Origin of the sequence: Paragemmobacter straminiformis (assembly GCF_014243445.1) — a bacterium.
Lineage (GTDB): Bacteria > Pseudomonadota > Alphaproteobacteria > Rhodobacterales > Rhodobacteraceae > Paragemmobacter > Paragemmobacter straminiformis.
Genome location: NZ_JACLQD010000001.1, coordinates 861828 through 879608, shown reverse-complemented (window position 1 = coordinate 879608; position 17781 = coordinate 861828). Strand labels below are relative to the sequence as shown.

Genomic DNA, 17781 nt, shown 5'->3' with positions numbered 1-17781 from the left:
CACGTTCTGCCCTGACCGGTCATGGGCGGGCAGCGTCGCAAGGGATTGGCCTGCGCAATAGCCGGAAAGCGAAAAAGCCGTCGGGTCGCAGGGAAGAAGGGGCTTATCCGGCGTCGCCCTGTCTTTGGCCCGCGCTGTCGATCCACCAGCAGCGGAAACTGGCTTCGCTGCGGTAGCGGGCATCATCGGCGGCGGTGGCGCTGCTGTGGCTGCGGTGGCAGGGCAGGCCCGCAATCGTCACCGTGCCGGTCGCGGCATAGCCGTGGCGGGCCGAGATGACCTTGTCGACCAGATCGACGGTCAGTTCGTCGGGGCGGGCGCAGGCCGGGTCGGCGATGATTTCCGCCAGACGGCTGCGCCGTGCATCATCGGCGGCGACAAGGCGGGCCACCTCGGCGCGGAAGGCGGCTTCGGTGGCGATATAGGCATCAAGCGCGGGCAGCGATTTCGTGGCGGGCTTCTTCAGCTTGAGGTGGCCCGCATCGTAAAGCGCCCGCAGCACCCGCGCGCCGATGGGCGAGGTGAGCTGCACATGCGCGTCGTGAAAGGCGAGTTCGCGTTCCTCGTCGGTCAGGCGAAAGGTGGCGGGGCGGCCTTCGAGCACCGCGCGCCGCAGGGCGGCAAGGGCGGGGGTGCGGTGGATGTTGGGGATAAGGTCGATCACCGCCAGCGCGGGTTTCATCTGTGTGCGGATGTCCCAGAGCATCGGGTCGGCCCCTTTCGTGACGGCGGTTGCGTAAACGGGTCGGCGCGGCGGGCCTAGGGCGTGTCGTCGGCGTCGAACCCCTTGGGGATGGAGCGCGCGGGATCGCCCGTCAGGCCCGCGTCGGCCAGAAGGTCGGCCGTCATCGACGCGGCATTCGGACCGGCGGCAAGAAGCGCCTGCCAGATGTCGCGCACGGCGGGGGCGATGCGCGGTTCGGTCACGGCGCGGGCGGTGTGCAGCCAGACGGCCAGACCGTCGCTGCTGTCATAATCGCGCGCCTTGCGCAGGGCGGCGATCTTGCCTTGGGCCGAGGTGACGAAACGCGCGACGGCGGCGGGTTTCCATGCCGAAAGATCGTGCAGGGCGTGACCTTCGGCCAGATAGGACAGTTCCCAGAAGCGGGCGGTCGCGGCATAGCTGTCGCGGACATGGGGCTTGGCCGATGACAGCCTGTCGGCCATCGCCTGCGCGTCCTCGACCAGAGCGGCGGTTGCCTTTTCCTGCTTCCATGCGCTGAACATCGCGGTTTCCTTTTCGCATGCGGGGCGGGTGGCCCGCGAATGACAAGCCGCAAAAGACTGGCCCGCCGGATGCGGCCAAGCCTTTCGGGCGCTGGAAGGAAGAAGGTGAGAGGCTGGACAACGACCCAAGCGGGGCTCGTTACGGCTGCTTCCTTCCGGACCTGACCGGGTTGGCGAGGCGCTCGCCCGCGCCAACCTCTCGCGGGTGGATATAGGGGGCGTGGGCGGGATTCGCAAGCGGATGTGCGGACGGGCCGTTTGCCTGTGTCAGATCAGCCCTGCAAGCCGCGCCCCCGCCATCAGATCGGCGGCGACATGGGCGGCGAAGGTGCCGCTGGTGGGGGCGACATCGGGGATCTGGATCACGGTGCAGCCCGCGCGGTGGGCGGCCTCGGCCCCGATGTCGCTGTCTTCGAACACGAGGCAGCGGGCGGGCGACACGCCGAAGCGGCTTGCGGCCAGCAGATAGGGTTCGGGCGCGGGTTTGGGGTGGGTGACATCCTCGAAGGTGATGACTTCGCGGAAATGCGCGGTCAGGCCCGCAAGGCCCAGTTTGTGATGCGCCCCTGTCCGGCCCGACGAGGTGACAAGCGCCATCGGCTGGCGGATGCGCGCCAGCAACTCGGCCGCGCCGGGTTTCAGGGGCAGACCGCCCTCCATCGCGGCGCTGAAGCCCTGCCGCCAATGGGCGTTGAAGGCGGTCAGGTCCAGCGTGGGCAGCGCGGCGCGGATGATCGCGGCGGCCATCGGCTCGGCCTTGCCGACAAGCCCGTGCATGAAGGTATCGTCCACCTCGTGGCCGCAGGCGGCAAAGGCGGCAAGGCCCGAGGTCAGCGCGAGGCTTTCCGTGTCGATCAGCGTGCCGTCGAGATCGAAGAAAACTGCGTCGAACATGGGGCCGTCCTTTCAGGTGCCGCGCCTTGTAGCCGATCAGGGCGAGAGGCGGAAGCGCAGGAAGCCTTGCGGCGTCAGCCCGAGCGGTTCGGGGCGCAGATGGGCGATTTCGGCCATATGGGCTGCGGCATTGGGGCCCGTGTCGAAAAGGACGGTGGTGCCGGGCATCGGGGCAAAGCGCCAATTCCGCGACGGGGCGGGGGCGATGGTGCCAAGGGCTGCGATATGGTCGGCGAGGATGTCGCGGATCGGTCGGGTGCCGGTGGCGACGGGCGCGCGTGCCGTGCCCGGAAAGCTGCCCCCGCCCGCGCGGTAACTGTTGGTGACCAGAAGGAAGTCGGCCTCGGGCCGCAGGGCTGCGCCCGCGTGGCTGAGGCCCGTGATGCGGCGGCTGTCGGCGATCTGCACCCCGCGCGCGTCGAAGCGGGGCGGTTGCGCAAGGTCGATGGTGAAGCAAAGCCCCTCGATCAGGTCGAAGTCGAAGCCGGGGATATCGGCGCGGATCAGGGGGGCATCGCGGCTTTGCGGCGGGACCCTGTGGAACAGGATTGCCGCGCGTTCGAGCCAGTCGGCCAGTTCGGCCCCCGTGACCTGCAACAGGACGGGCGTGTTCGGGTGCAGATAGAGCGCCGATACATGGCGCTGCAACACGGGGCCTGCGGGTATGTCGGTGTAATTCGCAGGGCCGCCGCGTCCGCCCGCGCGAAAGGGTGCGACGGCCGAAAGCAGCGGCAGGCGGGCCAGTTCGCCGGAGAGCTGCGGGCGGAAATGCGCGGCTTGCGCGGCGGCGACCAGCGATTGCGCCGCATTGGGTGCGACAAGCGCGAAATGGCTGTGAAGCGGGGTTGTCGTCTGCGCCAGCGTGCGGCGCATGGCGCGCAGGGTGCCGTGATGCGCGGGGCGGGCGCTTCGGGCAAGGGCGGGATCGGCATCGGGTGCCTCGGGCGTGGGAAGGGCGCGCGCTTCGTGGGACGCCACCTGCCAGCCGGTGGCGGTCTGGTGAAGCGTCAGGTCGATCACCCCCAGATGCGAGCCGTGAAAGCCCGGCATGACGGCGGGTTTGCCGTTCAGGCTTTCGGCCTGTGCCGGAAAGGTCAGATGCGTGTGGCCCGCGATCAGCACGTCGATTCCGTCGAGCGCCGCAAGGGGCAGGGCCGCGTTCTCCATGCCTGCGGTCTCATGCGCCTCGGCGATGCCGGTATGGGCGAGGGCGATGGTCAGATCGGGCTTCAGGGCGGCGATCTGCGCCAGAACCGCGCGGGCCGAGGGCAGGATATCGGCGGCGGCGATCGCACCGCCAAGCTTCATCGCCTCCCACCTTACGGTCTGGGGCGGGGCGAAGCCGGTGATGGCGATCCGCAAGGGATGGCGCTTGCCGTGGCTGTCCGAGACGGGGCGGTCGACAAGGGTGAAGGCAGGGACAAGCGGGCCGTCGCGGCGGGTCAGGTTGGCCGAGACGACGGGAAAACCGCTGCTTGCAAGGGCTGCAAGCAGCAGCGGCAGGCCGTGGCTGAATTCGTGGTTGCCAAGCGTGCCCGCGTCATAGCCAAGCGCGTTCATCGCCAGCACCATCGGATGCGGGGCCGAAAGCGGGCGCTGTTCGACCCAGTCGCCCAAGGGGCTGCCTTGCAGAAAGTCGCCATTGTCGAGCAGCAGGGAATTCGGCGCCTCGGCCCGCAGACGGCGGATCAGGGGGGCAAGCTGCGCCAGCCCCGAGGCGGCGGGGCGGTCGTCGAGATAGTCCCAAGGCATCAGGTGGGCATGCAGGTCGGATGTCGCCAGAAGCCGCAGATGCACCACGCAGCGCGGCCGGGATTGCGCTTCTGGCGGGTGTTCGGACGTGTCGGTATGCACAACGGACCAATCGCAAAAGGCCGGACACCCTGCAAGGCGGGTCGGGGCCGGACCACGGACGGCCGCATGAGTCGCACGGATTCATGGTTAATGCAACCTTGGCGTGTGGCGCGGCCGATGCGGCGGCGGCTTTACGTGGCGGCATGATGCGTGGCAAGACGGGCGGCGGATTCAAGGGGAGAGGCGCGATGCGCATTGCCGAGACGGTGACGTTTGGCGGGTCGGGGCTGGACCGTGCCGCGCATCTGCGCGGCGATGGCGCGGCGCTTGCGCGGCTGCTGGCCGGGGGGCGCGTTCTTCCGCTCTGGCGCGGCAAACCGCTGATGCAGGGCGACGACCTTGGCTGGCTGGCGGCGGACAGCCCCGTTCTGGCGGGCGCGGGGGCTGCGGTGTTCCTTGGCCTCGATGACGGGGTGGCGCGCTTTGCGCAGGATATTTCGGACTGGTCGCCCGAGGCGGGGGCGGCGGGGGTCGAGGCCGGGTTCTTCGATGCAAGCGAGCAGCGGCATCCGGCGCTGGACGACAGCTTCGTCTTTCTCGAACTGCGCGGGGTCATGGTGCAACTGTCGCCACGGGCTGCGGAACTGGCGGCGACGGCCAAGGCGGTGCTGCACTGGCACCGCAGCCACGGGTTTTGCGCGGCATGCGGCGCGCCCTCGGTCATGGCGCAGGGCGGGTGGCAGCGCGACTGTCCGGCCTGCGGAACGCACCACTTCCCGCGCACCGATCCGGTCGTCATCATGCTGGTGACGCGGGGCAACAGGGTGCTGGTGGGCCGCAACGCGGCTTGGCCCGAGGGGATGTATTCGCTGCTGGCAGGTTTCGTCGAACCGGGCGAGACGCTCGAGGCGGCGGTGCGGCGCGAGGTGTTCGAGGAGGCGGGCGTGCGCGTCGGTGCGGTGCGCTATCTGGCAAGCCAGCCCTGGCCCTTTCCGGCAAGCCTGATGTTCGGCTGTGCGGGCGAGGCGCTGGACGAGGCGATCACGCTTGACCCGAACGAGCTTGAGGATGCGCTTTGGGTCAGCCGCGAAGAGATGGTCACCGCGATGGCGGGGCTGCATCCCCGGCTGAAACCGGCAAGAAAAGGCGCGATTGCGCATTTCCTTATTGCCAACTGGCTTGCCGACCGCCTCGATTGAGGCAAGATTAAACAAAAGGGTGCAAAACCCGACGTAAACGGTGCGGCAGTCAAAGGCGGGTCGGATGAAACTGAGCGGTAGAACGGATATCGGCGCGCCGATCGATTTTGTCTTTGCCTTCCTGTCGGATTTCGATGGCTGGGAACGTTCGGCGCTGCGGCGCGGGGCCGATGTGACGCGGACAGACAAGCTCAAGAAACCCGGGCCGGGGATGACGTGGCATGTCCGCTTCGCCTGGAAGGGGCGCGAGCGCGAGTTGCAGATCAAGGTCGTGACACTGGACCCGGCGGGGCGGATGACGCTGGCTTTCGACGGGCCAGCGGTCGAGGGGCATCTGAATGCCGAGCTGGTCTCGCTTGCCGCCAAGCGGACGCGCCTGCTGATGCAGGTCGAGGTGAAGCCCCGCACGCTGACGGCGCGGCTGTTCATCCAGTCGCTGAAGCTGGCCAAAAGCCGGGTGCAGAAGCGCTACGACACGCGCCTGTCGCAACTGGCGGCGGATATCGAGCTTCGGCAGGGCGGGACGGGCGGGCAGGCCTGACGCGGCCAAGCCGCAGCCCCTGCGGAGCCTAGCGCTGGCGGTCGGCGGGATAGACGCCGAGGATGTTCACCTGCGATGTGAAATAGCGCAGCTCTTCCAGCGCAAGAGCTACGTTGGCATCTTCGGGATGGCCCTCGATGTCGGCGTAGAATTCGGTCGCGGTAAAGCTGCCGCCGACCATGTAGCTTTCCAGTTTGGTCATGTTCACGCCATTCGTCGCAAACCCGCCGAGCGCTTTGTAGAGGGCGGCGGGAATGTTGCGGACGCGGAAGGTGAAGGTCGTCATCATCATGCCCGTGCCGCGACGCGACTGGTCGGGGCTGCGCGACATCACGAGGAATCGGGTGGTGTTGTTTGCCTGATCCTCGATTTCGGTCGCCAGAACGTCGAGCCCGTAGATTTCCCCCGCCAGCGCCGAGGCGAGTGCCGCTTCGGCCGGATCGTTCAGGGCGGCCACCTCGCGCGCGGCGGCGGCGTTGTCGTGCCAGTTCAGGGTGGCAAGGTTGTGGCGCTTGATGAAGCCGCGCGCCTGCCCGTGCAGGATCGACATGCAGCGCACACGCTTGATCTGGTCGATGCTGGCACCCTTTACCGCAAGCAGGCTGATATGCACGCGGACGAAGGCCTCGTCGATGATATGCAGGCCGGATTCGGGCAAGAGCGTGTGGACATCGGCCACGCGGCCATAGGTAGAATTCTCGACCGCCAGCATCCCGAGGTCGCATTTTCCCGAGCGCACCTGTTCGATCACCTCCTCGAAGGTGGGGCAGGGGATCGCTTCCATATCGGGGCGCGACTGGCGGCAGGCCTGATGCGAATAGGCACCGGGTTCCCCCTGAAAAGCGATGCGACCGGGCATTTATGTGTCCTTGAAGCGAAAACCCCTGCATCGGGGCGATTGGTCGCGCATGTACACCTTGAAAGAGGGTGGTGGAAGCGGATACATACCGCGCCAAACGACGGCCAAGGGAAGGCGCGACATGTTCGACACGATGACTCTGACCAAGGTGACCGGTGCGGTCTGCGGCTCGCTTCTGGTTTACCTGCTGGGCGCATGGGCGGCGGAATCGCTCTATCACACCGGGGGCGAGGGCCACGGCGAAGAAGTGGCGCAAGCCTACAGCATCGACACGGGTGCGGAAGAGGCCCCCGCCGCGGATGCCGCCGCTGCCGAGGTGGACTTTGCCACCGTCTACGCCGCAGCCGATGTGGCCGCGGGCGAGAAGGTGTTTGCCAAGTGCAAATCCTGCCACAAGGTCGACGGCGCGAACGCGACCGGCCCGCACCTGAACGGCGTGGTTGACCGTGCCAAGGCCTCGGTTCCGGATTTCGCCTATTCCGACGCGCTGAAGGCGATGGCGGGCGACAGCTGGACCCCGGAGAACATGTTCAACTTCCTGCACAGCCCCAAGGATTACGCGCCGGGCACCAAGATGTCCTTCGCCGGTCTGCCGAAACCCGAAGACCGCGCCAACGTGATCGCCTATCTGGCGACGCTGAAGTAATCGGACCCGACGGGTTCACGAAACGCCGCTCCCGTCCGGGGGCGGCGTTTCGCATTTCGGGGGCAAATTCCCTTGAAGGAATTTGCAAAACCCATCGAAGAGTTTTGCCGCCGGACCCTTTCACGCAATCGCAACTTGAGGGCGGCGATTGTTCCGCTAGCATACCCGTCAGACAAGTCGGGGAGCAGGGTATGGCGGTTGTTCGGGCAAAGGCGATTGACGGGGGTTTTGTCCGCTGGGCGGGGGCCGGGTTTCTGGCGCTTGTCCTTGCGGGGTTTGCGGTTGCCGCGCGGGCCGAGGACGGGGTGACGGTTTCCCACGCAATCACCACATTCGGCGACCCGCCGAAGTATCCGGCCGATTTCCAGCACCTCGACTACGTCAATCCCGATGCGCCCAAGGGGGGCGAGATTTCGATCTGGACCTCGGGCGGGTTCGATTCGCTGAACCCCTATTCGGTCAAGGGGCGGGCGGCGGCGCTGGCCTCGGCCCCTTACGAATCCATCCTGACGGGAACGTCGGACGAGATCGGGACCAGCTATTGCCTGCTTTGCACGACGATGGAATATCCTGCCGACCGGTCATGGGTGATCTTCAACCTGCGGCCCGAGGCGAAGTTTTCCGACGGCACGCCGCTGACGGCGGAAGATGTGGTCTTTTCCTACAATGTCTTTCTGGAAAAGGGCCTGACCGATTTCCGCACGATCTTCGGCCAGCAGGTGCAGGGGGCCGAAATCCTTGATCCGCATCGGGTGAAGTTCACCTTCAAGCCCGGCGTGCCGACGCGCGATCTGCCGGCCTCGGTCGGGGGGCTTTCGGTGTTTTCCAAGGCGCAATACGAGCGCGAGGGGCTGGACCTCGAGGAAAGCAGCATGAAGCCCTTCCTCGGTTCGGGGCCCTATGTCCTCGACAAGCTGGACATGTCGAAATCGATCACATGGAAGCTGAACCCCGACTATTGGGGCAAGGACCTGCCGATCAACAGGGGGCGCAACAATTTCGACCGCATCCGCGTCGAGTATTACGGCGACTATCAGGCGGCCTTCGAAGGGTTCAAGGCGGGCAACTACACCTTCCGCAACGAGGCATCGTCGATCACCTGGGCCACGGGTTACGATTTTCCGGCGGTTGCCAGCGGTCAGGTGATCAAGACCGAGCTGCCCTCGGGGGCCAAGGCCAGCGGGCAGGCCTTTCTGTTCAACCTGCGCAAGGAAAAATTCCAGGACCCGCGCGTGCGCGAGGCCTTGGGCATGATGTTCAACTTTGAATGGTCGAACCAGACGCTGTTCTATGCGCTATACGCGCGGATCAATTCGGTCTGGGAAAACACCGACATGGCGGCGACCGGTGTGCCTTCGCCGGATGAGGCGGCCATCCTGCAACCGCTTGTCGATGACGGCACGCTTCCCGCAAGCATCCTGACCGACGAGGCCGTGGTGGCGCCCGTGTCGGGCGAGCGGCAGCTTGACCGCAAGAACCTGCGCGCGGCATCGGCGCTGCTGGACGAGGCGGGCTGGACCGTGGGCGATGACGGCATCCGCCGCAATGCCAAGGGCGAGACGCTGCGGGTCGAGTTCCTGAACGACAGCCCCAGCTTTGACCGGGTGATCACGCCCTATATCGAGAACCTCAAGGCGCTGGGCGTGGATGCCTATATGACGACGGTCGACGATGCGCAGATGGAAAGCCGCACCCGTCCGCCTGCCTATGATTTCGACATGATCACGGGCAATGCGCGGTCCGACTACATTCCGGGATCGGATCTGAAGCAATATTACGGGTCTGCAACCAGCGACGTTTCCGCCTTCAACCTGATGGGGCTGAAATCGCCTGCGGTGGATCGTCTGATCGACGTGGTCATGGCGGCGGACAGCAACGACAAGATGAAGGTCGCCACCCGCGCGCTTGACCGCGTGCTGCGGGCCGAACGCTTCTGGGTGCCGCAATGGTACAAGAACAAGCACACGGTCGCCTATTACGACATGTACGAACATCCGGCGGAATTGCCGCCCTATTCCTCGGGCGAGCTTGATTTCTGGTGGTACAATGCCGAGAAGGGCGAAGCGTTGAAGGCGGCAGGCGTTTTCAAGTGAGCATGTAAGGCAACGCACCCGATGGGCGCCTATATCCTGCGGCGGATCTTGCTGATCGTCCCGACCCTGTTCGGGATCATGCTGATCAATTTCGCGCTGACCCAGTTTGTCCCCGGCGGCCCGATCGAACAGGTCGCGGCGCGGCTGGAAGGCAATGGCGACGCGCTCGACAGCGTGTCGGGCAACGGGGCCGACGCAGGCATTCAGGCCGCCGAGGACGAGGGTTACATCGGCGCGCGGGGCTTGCCGCCGGAATTCCTTGCCCAGCTCGAAGTGCAGTTCGGTTTTGCCCGCATCGTCTGCGACGCAGGCTATACCGGCAAGGCCACGCTCAAGGCGCCCGAGTGCCGCAAAGAGGCGATCCCGCCCGCCGAGCGGTTCTTCACCATGATGTGGAATTACATGCGCTTCGACTTCGGTCAAAGCTACTTCCGGTCGATCGACGTTTTCGATCTGGTGCTGGAAAAGATGCCCGTGTCCATCACGCTCGGGCTGTGGTCGACGCTGATCGCCTATCTGATTTCCATTCCCATGGGCATCCGCAAGGCTGTCAGGGATGGGTCGCAGTTCGACACATGGACAAGCGGGGCCATCATCGTCGGCTATGCGATTCCGGGCTTTCTTTTCGCCATCCTGCTGCTTGTGCTGTTTTCGGGGGGGTCCTACTGGCGGCTGTTCCCGCTGCGCGGGCTGACCAGCGACAATTGGGAAGAGTTGTCGTGGTGGGCCAAGGCGGTGGATTACCTGTGGCACATCACGCTTCCGGTGGTGGCCAGCACGATTTCAAGCTTTGCCACGCTGACGCTGCTGACGAAGAACTCCTTCCTTGAAGAGATCAAGAAGCAATATGTCATGACCGCCCGCGCCAAGGGGCTGACGGAAAGCCGCGTGCTTTACGGCCATGTGTTCCGCAACGCCATGCTGATCGTGATCGCAGGGTTTCCGGCGCTGTTCGTCAGCGTGTTCTTTGGCGGCAGCCTTATCATCGAGACGATCTTCAGCCTCGACGGGCTGGGGCAGCTTGGCTTCAAGGCGGCGGTCGAGCGGGATTATCCGGTGATCTTCGGCACGCTGTTCTTCTTTGGCCTGATCGGGCTGGTGATGGGGATCGTCTCGGACCTGATGTATGTCTGGGTCGATCCGCGCATCGACTTCGGGAAAAGGGGGTAGGACATGGCGCTTTCCCCCCTGAACCAGCGGCGTTGGCGGAACTTCTGCGCCAACCGGCGGGCCTATTGGTCGCTGTGGCTGTTCCTGTTGCTTTACGGCCTGTCGCTTTTTGCCGAGTTCATCGCCAACGACCGCCCGCTGATCGTCAGCTACAGGGGCGAGTTGCATGCGCCTTTCCTGAAGTTCTACCCCGAGACGGCCTTTGGCGGCGATTTCAAGACCGAGGCCAAGTATTCCGATGTGGAAGTGCGTTGCCTGATCGTGGCGGGCGGGTCCGAAGCCTGCTGGGACGATCCCGAGGGCATTCTGGCCGAGGCGACCGAGAAGGGCACGGCGCTGGGCGAACCCGTCGAGCAGGGCTGGATCCTGTGGCCGCCCATTCCCTACAAGTTCAACACGATCAACGATCTGGACGGGCCTGCCCCTTCGGCCCCCGATGCCAATCACTGGCTGGGCACGGATGACACCGCGCGCGATGTGCTGGCACGGGTGATCTATGGCTTCCGGCTGTCGGTGTCCTTTGCGCTGATCGTGACGCTGATCACGAGCGTGGTCGGCATAGCGGCGGGGGCGGTGCAGGGCTATTTCGGCGGTCTGGTCGATCTGGTGTTCCAGCGGGTGATCGAGCTGTGGGGGGCCACGCCCACGCTTTACGTCATCATCATCGTGGGGGCGATTTTCCAGATGAGTTTCTGGTTGCTGATCGGGTTGATGGTGCTGTTCGGCTGGACCTCGCTTGTCGGTGTGGTCAGGGCCGAATTCCTGCGGGCTAGGAATTTCGAATATGTCCGCGCGGCGCGGGCCTTGGGGGTGCCTGACCGGGTCATCATGGTGCGGCATGTGCTGCCCAATGCGATGGTGGCGACGCTGACCATGCTGCCCTTCATCATCACCGGCACCATCGGGTCGCTTGCAACGCTGGATTTCCTTGGCTTCGGTCTGCCGCAAAGCGCGCCGTCGCTGGGCGAGTTGACGCAGCAGGCCAAGCAGAACCTGCAGGCGCCGTGGCTTGCGTTTACCGCCTTCTTCACCTTTGCCATCATGCTGAGCCTGCTCGTCTTTGTCTTTGAGGGCGTGCGCGATGCCTTTGACCCGAGAAAGACCTTCCGATGAGCGCGGTACTCGAGGTGGCAAACCTGACCGTGCGCTTCCGGCAGGACGGGCGCGTGATCGAGGCGGTGAAGGGGGTGTCCTTTACCGTGGGCAAGGGCGAGACGGTCGCGCTGGTCGGGGAAAGCGGGTCGGGCAAGTCGGTCACGGCGCTGTCCACCGTTTCGCTGCTGCCCGAAGGGACCGATGTGCAGGGGTCGGTGCGCTACCTCGGGGCCGAGATGATCGGCGCGTCGGAACCCGCGCTGCGCCGCGTGCGGGGCAATGACATCAGCTTCATCTTCCAAGAGCCGATGACCAGCCTGAACCCGCTGCACACGATTGAAAAGCAGTTGGGCGAAAGCCTTGCGCTGCATCAGGGGCTGACGGGCGCCGCGGCGCGGGCGCGGATCGTGGACCTTTTGCAAAAGGTCGGCATCGCGGAGGCCGAAAGCCGTCTGTGGGCCTATCCGCACCAGCTTTCGGGCGGGCAGCGGCAGCGGGTGATGATCGCGATGGCGCTGGCCAACGGGCCAGAGTTGCTGGTGGCGGACGAGCCGACGACCGCGTTGGACGTGACGATTCAGGCGCAGATACTGGAGCTGCTGGCCGACCTGAAGCGCCGCGAGGGGCTGAGCCTTTTGTTCATCACCCACGATCTTGGCATCGTGCGGCGCATCGCCGACCGCGTTTGCGTGATGCAGGGCGGCGAGATCGTCGAGCAGGGGCCTGCGGCCGGGATTTTCGCCAATCCGCAGCACCCCTATACGCAAAAGCTGCTGGCAGCCGAGGCCAAGGGCCTGCCCGACCCCGTGCCCGAAGGGGCCGCCGAAGTGGTGCGGACGGAACATCTGCGCGTCTGGTTCCCGATCACGGCGGGGCTGCTGCGCCGCACGGTGGGCCATGTGAAGGCGGTGAACGACGCGACGCTGAGCGTGCGCGCGGGCGAGACGCTGGGGATTGTCGGCGAAAGCGGGTCCGGCAAGACCACGCTGGCGCTGGCCATCTTGCGGCTGACGGCCTCGGACGGGCCTGTGGTGTTCATGGGCCGCGACCTGCGCGATGCGGGGCGCGGGGCGCTGCGCGCGGTGCGGCGCGACATGCAGGTGGTGTTTCAGGACCCTTTCGGCAGCCTGTCGCCGCGCATGACCGCCGAGCAGATCATTGCCGAAGGTCTGGGCGTCCACGGGCTGGAACCGGGGCGCGACCGGCGCGAGATGGTGGCCGAAATCATGGCCGAGGTCGGGCTCGACCCCGCATGGATGGCGCGCTACCCGCACGAATTCTCGGGCGGGCAGCGCCAGCGCATCGCGATTGCGCGGGCGATGATCCTGCGCCCGAAACTGGTGGTGCTGGACGAGCCGACAAGTGCGCTCGACATGACGGTGCAGGTGCAGATCGTCGATCTGCTGCGGTCGCTGCAACGGAAATGGGGTCTGGCCTATATCTTCATCAGCCACGACCTGCGCGTGGTCAGGGCGCTGTCGCACAAGGTCATGGTGATGAAGGCGGGCGATGTGGTGGAAGCGGGTGACAGTGCCGCGGTGTTCTCCGCGCCCAAAAGCGACTATACCCGCGCCCTGATGGCAGCCGCCTTCGGGGACGGACAGGCATGAAGATACTGCTGGTTCACCAGAATTATCCCGCCCAATTCCTGCACCTTGCCCCCGAACTGCGCCGCCGCGGCCACGAGGTGACGGCGCTGACCGACCTGACCAACAAGCGCGAGACCGAAACCCCGACCCTGCGCTACAAGTTCGAGGCGCAAAAGGTCGACCCGGCCGCCTGCCGTCTGGGCCGCAACTACACCCAGCAAAGCGACCGTGGCGTGGTGGTCGCGCGCGCCTGCAAGCGCCTGCGCGAGGAAAAGGGATATGTGCCCGATGTGATCTTCGGCCATTCCGGCTGGGGCGAGACCCTGTTTCTGAAAGAGGTCTGGCCCGAGGCACGGCTGATCGTCTACGCCGAATACTACTATCGCGGCGTGGGGGCGGATACGGGATTCGACCCCGAATTCGGGGCCGCGACATTCGATCAGGTGATGATCGCGCAGGGGCGCACCGCGCATCTGGGTCAGGCGCTGTTGCATGCCGATGCGGGCGTGTCGCCGACCGAGTGGCAGGCGTCGACCTATCCGGCGCCGCTGCGGCGGATGATCGAGGTGATCTTTGACGGGGTGGATACCGCTGTCATGGTGCCAGACGGTTCGGCCAGCGTCACGCTGCCCGACGGGCGCGTCCTGCGCGCGGGCGACGAGGTGCTGACCTTCGTCAACCGCAATCTGGAACCCTATCGCGGCTATCACAGCTTTATGCGCGCGCTGCCCGATGTGCTGGCGGCGCGGCCAGAGGCGCAGGTGGTGATCGTGGGCGGCAACGAGGTGAGTTACGGCAACCCTCCGCCCGACGGCATCAGCTGGAAGGACCGCTTCCTTGCCGAGGTGCAGGACCGACTCGATCTGTCGCGGGTGCATTTCATGGGCAAGGTGCCTTACGGCGTGTTCGTGAACATCATGCAGATCAGCCGCGCCCATGCCTATCTGACCTATCCCTTCGTCCTGTCATGGTCGATGATGGAAAGCATGGCGGCGGGGGCTTTGGTGGTGGGGTCCGACACCGCCCCCGTGCGCGAGGTGATCCGGCACGGCGAAAACGGCCTGCTGGTCGATTTTTTCGATGTCGCGGGCTGGTCGCGCGTGCTGACCGAGGCCTTGGCAGACCCCGACCGCTACATGCCCCTGCGCAAGGCGGCGCGCGAGACGGTGTTGCAGCACTATGACCTTCGCCGCATCTGCCTGCCGCGCATGGTCGATTTCGTCGAGCGGGGCCGCGCCTAGATGGCTGCGGAGTGCTGGGCCTTGGTCTGGTCGTAGGCGTCGAAGACGCGGGCGATCATGCGGGTAAGCGGCTTGCCCTGCGGCAGGATCGTCAGGCCCGTCGGGTCAAGCCGGACCATGCCCTCGAAAGCGCGCGCGGCCTCTGTGAACATGCTGTCGATCCGTTCGGCCGTGGTGGCGTAATCGCGCAGAAGTTCGGCGCGGCTGACGTGGAAGTCGCACATCAACGCCTCGATGATGCGGGCGCGCAGCGTGTCTTCGCCCTGAAAGGCATGGCCGCGATGCGTCGAGAAGCGGCCCGCCCGGATGGATTTGGTATAGTCCGACGTGCCCGAGACATTCTGCGCATAGCCCTGCGGGAAGCGCGAGATGCTGGATGCGCCCAGCCCGATCAGGATCGGTGCGGTATCGGCGGTATAGCCCTGGAAGTTGCGCCGCAGATGGCCGCTGCGCTGGGCCACGGCCATGCTGTCTTCGGGGCGGGCGAAATGGTCGATGCCGATTTCCTGATACCCGTCCCAGACGAAAAGCTCGCGCGCGGTTTCGAACAGGGCAAGGCGTTCTTCGGGTGTGGGCATCACATCCGAGGGGATCATCTGCTGGCGGCGGCTCATCCACGGCACATGGGCATAGCCGTAAAGCGCCACACGGTCGGGCGAGAGGGTCAGCAGTTTCTGGACCGAATCCGCGATGCGCGTGCGGGTCTGGTGCGGCAGGCCGTAAAGGATATCGGCGTTGAGCGAGCGCACGCCGCGGTCACGGATCATTTCCGAAACGCGTCTGGTCAGCTCGTAGGGTTGTTCGCGGCCGATGGTTTTCTGGATTTCGGGGTCGAAGTCCTGCACCCCGATCGAGGCGCGGTTCAGCCCGCTTTCGGCCAATGCGTCAAGGCGGGCTTCGTCGACCTCGTTCGGGTCGATCTCGACCGAGAACTCGCCGCCGTCTGCCATCGGCAGGGCGTCGAACACGGTGGCCGCAAGGTCGCGCATCTGGTCGGGCTGAAGCAGGGTCGGCGTCCCGCCACCCCAATGCAGGCGGGCAAGTTTGACGCCGGGGGCAAGGTGCTGTTTCAGCAGCGCGATTTCGGCTTTCAGGGTTTTGACATAGGCGATCACCGGCTCGTCGCTCGAGGTGCCTTGCGTGCGGCAGGCGCAGAACCAGCAGAGGCGGCGGCAGAATGGGACGTGGAGGTAGAGCGAGATCGAGGAACCCGCGGGAATCGCTTCCACCCAGCCTGAGAATGTTGCAGGAGTGACCGACCCGCCGAAATGCGGGGCCGTCGGATAGCTGGTGTAGCGGGGCACACGTGCGTCGAATAGACCGAGACGGGTGAGTTGCGATTCCTGTGTCATGTGTTTACCTTTGTCGGCACGGGCACACCGAGCCTTGATACAGATCAAACCGCCAAAATTTTTGGCACACGGAAGGGGTGACATGGCTCAGCACGATCTGAACATCGTCCACCAGCAATGCGGTGACTGTCCGATCCGCCATCGCGCCGTCTGCGCGCGCTGCGAATCCGACGAGTTGCAGCAACTTGAAGAAATCAAGTATTACCGCAGCTTTCAGGCGGGCCAAACGGTGATCTGGTCGGGCGACCGGATGGATTTTGTAGCCTCGGTCGTGACGGGAATCGCCACGCTGACGCAGACGATGGAGGACGGGCGGCGGCAGATGGTCGGTTTGCTGTTACCCTCTGATTTCGTTGGCAGACCGGGGCGCGACAAGGCGGCTTATGACGTGACGGCGACCACCGATCTGGTGATGTGCTGCTTCCGCAAGAAGCCCTTCGAGGAGCTGATGGGCAAGACGCCGCATATCGCGCAGCGCCTGCTCGAGATGACGCTGGACGAACTCGATGCCGCGCGCGAGTGGATGCTTCTGCTGGGCCGCAAGACGGCGCGCGAGAAGATCGCCTCGCTTCTGGCGATCATCGCGCGGCGGGATGCCAGCCTGAAGTTGAAGTCCCAGAAGGGCGCGCTGATCTTCGATCTGCCGCTGACGCGCGAGGAAATGGCCGACTATCTGGGCCTGACGCTCGAGACCGTTAGCCGCCAGGTCAGCGCCCTGAAGCGCGACGGGGTGATCGAATTGCAGGGCAAGCGCCATGTGATCATCCCCAACCTCGACCGCCTGATGGAAGAGGCGGGCGACGACAGCGACGGCGGTTTCCTGATCTGACAGAGTCCCGGATCGGGAATCTTTCCCTTGGCCTGCGCGATGCACGGGGCATGCACGCTTTGTCACGCCGTGCTTAAGCCTGCGTTAAGGTTAACGCGGCGCAGGGCGGGCGTGCATCTCGCGCCCCGCGCCCTCTCCCCCCCCGCAAAGGGGGAGGGAAGCGGTCCGGCCCCGGGCGTCGGGCGCGCGACGTGCCTTTTCATCCTTGCCCAAATACTCGTCTTGCGACGGCGCCGCGCCGCCACCTTCGGGCTTAATGCGCCATCAGCACCGGCACTTCGGCCTGTTCCAGCATGTTGCGCGTGGCACCGCCAAGAATCGCCTCGCGGAAGCGGGAATGGCCGTAGGCCCCCATGACCAGCATGTCGGCTCCCTGGTCGCGCACGTGCCGGGCCAGAAGGTCCGAGATGCGCGGCAATGAGCGGGCAAGAACCGAGACTTCGGCCCGCACGCCGTGGCGCACCAGCATCTGGCACAGCAGCCCGCCGGGGTCCGAGCGTTCGGGCCCGTGTTGCGGCGGGTCGATGACGGCGATGTTGACGGCATCGGCCTGTTTCAGGATCGGCAGCGCGCGGCGGATCGAGGCCATCGCCTCGGCGCTCTGGTTCCATGCGATCACGATGCGTCGGGGGCTTGCGGCCGTGCCGGCACCACCTTCGGGAAGGACCAGAACGGCGGCGTGGCCCTCGAACAGGGCGGCTTCGACGACGGCTTCGGCCTCGGTTCCCTGACCGCCGCCATAGGGCTTGGGCAGGACGACGAGGTCGGCGAAACGGGCGCGCTGTGCCACGATGTCGGTCAGCGCCCCAAGCTGCGTCACCGCCGCCTCGACCGAGGCGCGCAGGGTGGGCGATTGTTCGGCCACGGCCTTGCGGACGGCGGCTTCGACATCGCGCGCGTCCTGTTCGGCACGGTCGAGTGCGGCTTGCAGCACGACAGCGCCCGACCCGACATAGGAATAGCCGATCTGCGTCCGGTCCACGCCAAGTGCGAGGATGTCGAGATGTGCGTCATGCGCCATCGCCAACGTCGCGGCACCTGTGACAGCAGCCTCGGCGCGGTCCGGACTCGTGACGACGGTAAACAGCGATCTATAGGCCATGAGAGCCTCCCTTCAGGATTGCGAAACAAACCTTAACACGTTCCGCACGTGCTACATTGACCCGTATCAAACCGCACTTCCGCAGCGGTTGATATGGATCAAGGCGTGATTGTCGCTGCAACGGCAAAAGCGAACCAGTCGCAAAGCGCC

Annotated in this window: 16 protein-coding genes and 1 other RNA gene; 9 read left to right on the top strand and 8 right to left on the bottom strand. The window is 65.5% G+C overall.

Features of this window, described 5'->3' with window-relative positions; all coding sequences use genetic code 11:
• Positions 1-103: 103 nt before the first annotated feature.
• The 5 genes from H7F16_RS04070 to H7F16_RS04050 all read right to left on the bottom strand — a co-directional run bounded on the left by H7F16_RS04070 (position 104) and on the right by H7F16_RS04050 (position 3975).
• A complete protein-coding gene (locus H7F16_RS04070) occupies positions 104-706 on the bottom strand; it encodes a hypothetical protein (protein WP_185796246.1) in 603 nt (200 codons plus the stop codon).
• A gap of 53 nt (positions 707-759) precedes the next feature.
• A complete protein-coding gene (locus H7F16_RS04065) occupies positions 760-1227 on the bottom strand; it encodes a hypothetical protein (protein ID WP_185796245.1) in 468 nt (155 codons plus the stop codon).
• A gap of 104 nt (positions 1228-1331) precedes the next feature.
• An RNA gene (gene ffs, locus H7F16_RS04060) (signal recognition particle sRNA small type) lies at positions 1332-1428 on the bottom strand.
• Positions 1429-1494: 66 nt separating this feature from the next.
• A complete protein-coding gene (locus H7F16_RS04055) occupies positions 1495-2121 on the bottom strand; it encodes an HAD family hydrolase (protein WP_185796244.1) in 627 nt (208 codons plus the stop codon).
• 36 nt (positions 2122-2157) lie between these two features.
• Entirely contained in the window at positions 2158-3975 is a 1818-nt protein-coding gene (locus H7F16_RS04050; protein WP_185796243.1) for a bifunctional 2',3'-cyclic-nucleotide 2'-phosphodiesterase/3'-nucleotidase, read from the bottom strand.
• Positions 3976-4163: 188 nt separating this feature from the next.
• Between H7F16_RS04050 and nudC the strand changes: the two genes are divergently transcribed.
• Positions 4164-5114, top strand: a complete 951-nt coding sequence (gene nudC, locus H7F16_RS04045) for an NAD(+) diphosphatase (RefSeq protein WP_185796640.1) — start codon at positions 4164-4166, stop codon at positions 5112-5114.
• Between the two features lie 64 nt (positions 5115-5178).
• Entirely contained in the window at positions 5179-5655 is a 477-nt protein-coding gene (locus H7F16_RS04040) for an SRPBCC family protein (RefSeq protein ID WP_185796242.1), read from the top strand.
• Between the two features lie 28 nt (positions 5656-5683).
• On the opposite strand, the gene H7F16_RS04035 is transcribed toward H7F16_RS04040, so the two are convergent.
• Positions 5684-6514 (bottom strand): prephenate dehydratase, encoded by an 831-nt coding sequence (locus H7F16_RS04035; RefSeq protein WP_185796241.1) that lies wholly within the window; start codon positions 6512-6514, stop codon positions 5684-5686.
• Positions 6515-6635: 121 nt separating this feature from the next.
• Here H7F16_RS04035 and H7F16_RS04030 point away from each other — a divergent pair, with 121 nt between their 5' ends.
• The 6 genes from H7F16_RS04030 to H7F16_RS04005 all read left to right on the top strand — a co-directional run bounded on the left by H7F16_RS04030 (position 6636) and on the right by H7F16_RS04005 (position 14348).
• Positions 6636-7160 carry a c-type cytochrome gene (locus H7F16_RS04030; RefSeq protein ID WP_185796240.1) on the top strand — a complete coding sequence of 175 codons (525 nt, stop codon included), beginning with the start codon at positions 6636-6638 and terminating at the stop codon, positions 7158-7160.
• Positions 7161-7351: 191 nt separating this feature from the next.
• A complete protein-coding gene (locus H7F16_RS04025) occupies positions 7352-9253 on the top strand; it encodes an extracellular solute-binding protein (protein ID WP_185796239.1) in 1902 nt (633 codons plus the stop codon).
• A 21-nt stretch (positions 9254-9274) separates the two neighbouring features.
• Positions 9275-10423: a microcin C ABC transporter permease YejB gene (locus H7F16_RS04020; RefSeq protein WP_185796238.1), complete on the top strand. Its 1149-nt coding sequence runs from the start codon at positions 9275-9277 to the stop codon at positions 10421-10423.
• 3 nt (positions 10424-10426) lie between these two features.
• A complete protein-coding gene (locus tag H7F16_RS04015; protein WP_185796237.1) occupies positions 10427-11536 on the top strand; it encodes an ABC transporter permease in 1110 nt (369 codons plus the stop codon).
• On the top strand, positions 11533-13128 hold the full coding sequence (locus H7F16_RS04010; RefSeq protein ID WP_185796236.1) for an ABC transporter ATP-binding protein: 1596 nt from the start codon (positions 11533-11535) through the stop codon (positions 13126-13128). The genes H7F16_RS04015 and H7F16_RS04010 overlap by 4 nt, the downstream gene beginning before the upstream one ends.
• Entirely contained in the window at positions 13125-14348 is a 1224-nt protein-coding gene (locus H7F16_RS04005; protein WP_185796235.1) for a glycosyltransferase family 4 protein, read from the top strand. The genes H7F16_RS04010 and H7F16_RS04005 overlap by 4 nt, the downstream gene beginning before the upstream one ends.
• Here the strand turns inward: H7F16_RS04005 and hemN are convergent.
• Positions 14345-15700: an oxygen-independent coproporphyrinogen III oxidase gene (gene hemN / locus H7F16_RS04000; RefSeq protein ID WP_185796234.1), complete on the bottom strand. Its 1356-nt coding sequence runs from the start codon at positions 15698-15700 to the stop codon at positions 14345-14347. The two genes, H7F16_RS04005 and hemN, sit on opposite strands and share 4 nt — an antisense overlap.
• A gap of 82 nt (positions 15701-15782) precedes the next feature.
• On the opposite strand from hemN, the gene fnrL reads away from it, so the two are divergent.
• Positions 15783-16529 carry a transcriptional regulator FnrL gene (gene fnrL / locus H7F16_RS03995; protein WP_185796233.1) on the top strand — a complete coding sequence of 249 codons (747 nt, stop codon included), beginning with the start codon at positions 15783-15785 and terminating at the stop codon, positions 16527-16529.
• 253 nt (positions 16530-16782) lie between these two features.
• Here the strand turns inward: fnrL and H7F16_RS03990 are convergent, their stop codons facing one another.
• Positions 16783-17631 carry a universal stress protein gene (locus H7F16_RS03990; protein WP_185796232.1) on the bottom strand — a complete coding sequence of 283 codons (849 nt, stop codon included), beginning with the start codon at positions 17629-17631 and terminating at the stop codon, positions 16783-16785.
• Between the last annotated feature and the right edge of the window lie 150 nt (positions 17632-17781).

Excerpts from the sequence above, each read along its gene's own strand:
- H7F16_RS04040 (WP_185796242.1), top strand. The coding sequence starts at position 5,179 with ATGAAACTGAGCGGTAGAACGGATATCGGCGCGCCGATCGATTTTGTC.
- H7F16_RS04005 (WP_185796235.1), top strand. The coding sequence starts at position 13,125 with ATGAAGATACTGCTGGTTCACCAGAATTATCCCGCCCAATTCCTGCAC.
- H7F16_RS04030 (WP_185796240.1), top strand. The coding sequence starts at position 6,636 with ATGTTCGACACGATGACTCTGACCAAGGTGACCGGTGCGGTCTGCGGC.
- H7F16_RS04055 (WP_185796244.1), bottom strand. The coding sequence starts at position 2,121 with ATGTTCGACGCAGTTTTCTTCGATCTCGACGGCACGCTGATCGACACG.
- H7F16_RS04035 (WP_185796241.1), bottom strand. The coding sequence starts at position 6,514 with ATGCCCGGTCGCATCGCTTTTCAGGGGGAACCCGGTGCCTATTCGCAT.
- H7F16_RS04070 (WP_185796246.1), bottom strand. The coding sequence starts at position 706 with ATGCTCTGGGACATCCGCACACAGATGAAACCCGCGCTGGCGGTGATC.
- H7F16_RS04065 (WP_185796245.1), bottom strand. The coding sequence starts at position 1,227 with ATGTTCAGCGCATGGAAGCAGGAAAAGGCAACCGCCGCTCTGGTCGAG.
- H7F16_RS04025 (WP_185796239.1), top strand. The coding sequence starts at position 7,352 with ATGGCGGTTGTTCGGGCAAAGGCGATTGACGGGGGTTTTGTCCGCTGG.
- nudC (WP_185796640.1), top strand. The coding sequence starts at position 4,164 with ATGCGCATTGCCGAGACGGTGACGTTTGGCGGGTCGGGGCTGGACCGT.
- H7F16_RS04015 (WP_185796237.1), top strand. The coding sequence starts at position 10,427 with ATGGCGCTTTCCCCCCTGAACCAGCGGCGTTGGCGGAACTTCTGCGCC.
- hemN (WP_185796234.1), bottom strand. The coding sequence starts at position 15,700 with ATGACACAGGAATCGCAACTCACCCGTCTCGGTCTATTCGACGCACGT.
- fnrL (WP_185796233.1), top strand. The coding sequence starts at position 15,783 with ATGGCTCAGCACGATCTGAACATCGTCCACCAGCAATGCGGTGACTGT.
- H7F16_RS04010 (WP_185796236.1), top strand. The coding sequence starts at position 11,533 with ATGAGCGCGGTACTCGAGGTGGCAAACCTGACCGTGCGCTTCCGGCAG.
- H7F16_RS03990 (WP_185796232.1), bottom strand. The coding sequence starts at position 17,631 with ATGGCCTATAGATCGCTGTTTACCGTCGTCACGAGTCCGGACCGCGCC.
- H7F16_RS04020 (WP_185796238.1), top strand. The coding sequence starts at position 9,275 with ATGGGCGCCTATATCCTGCGGCGGATCTTGCTGATCGTCCCGACCCTG.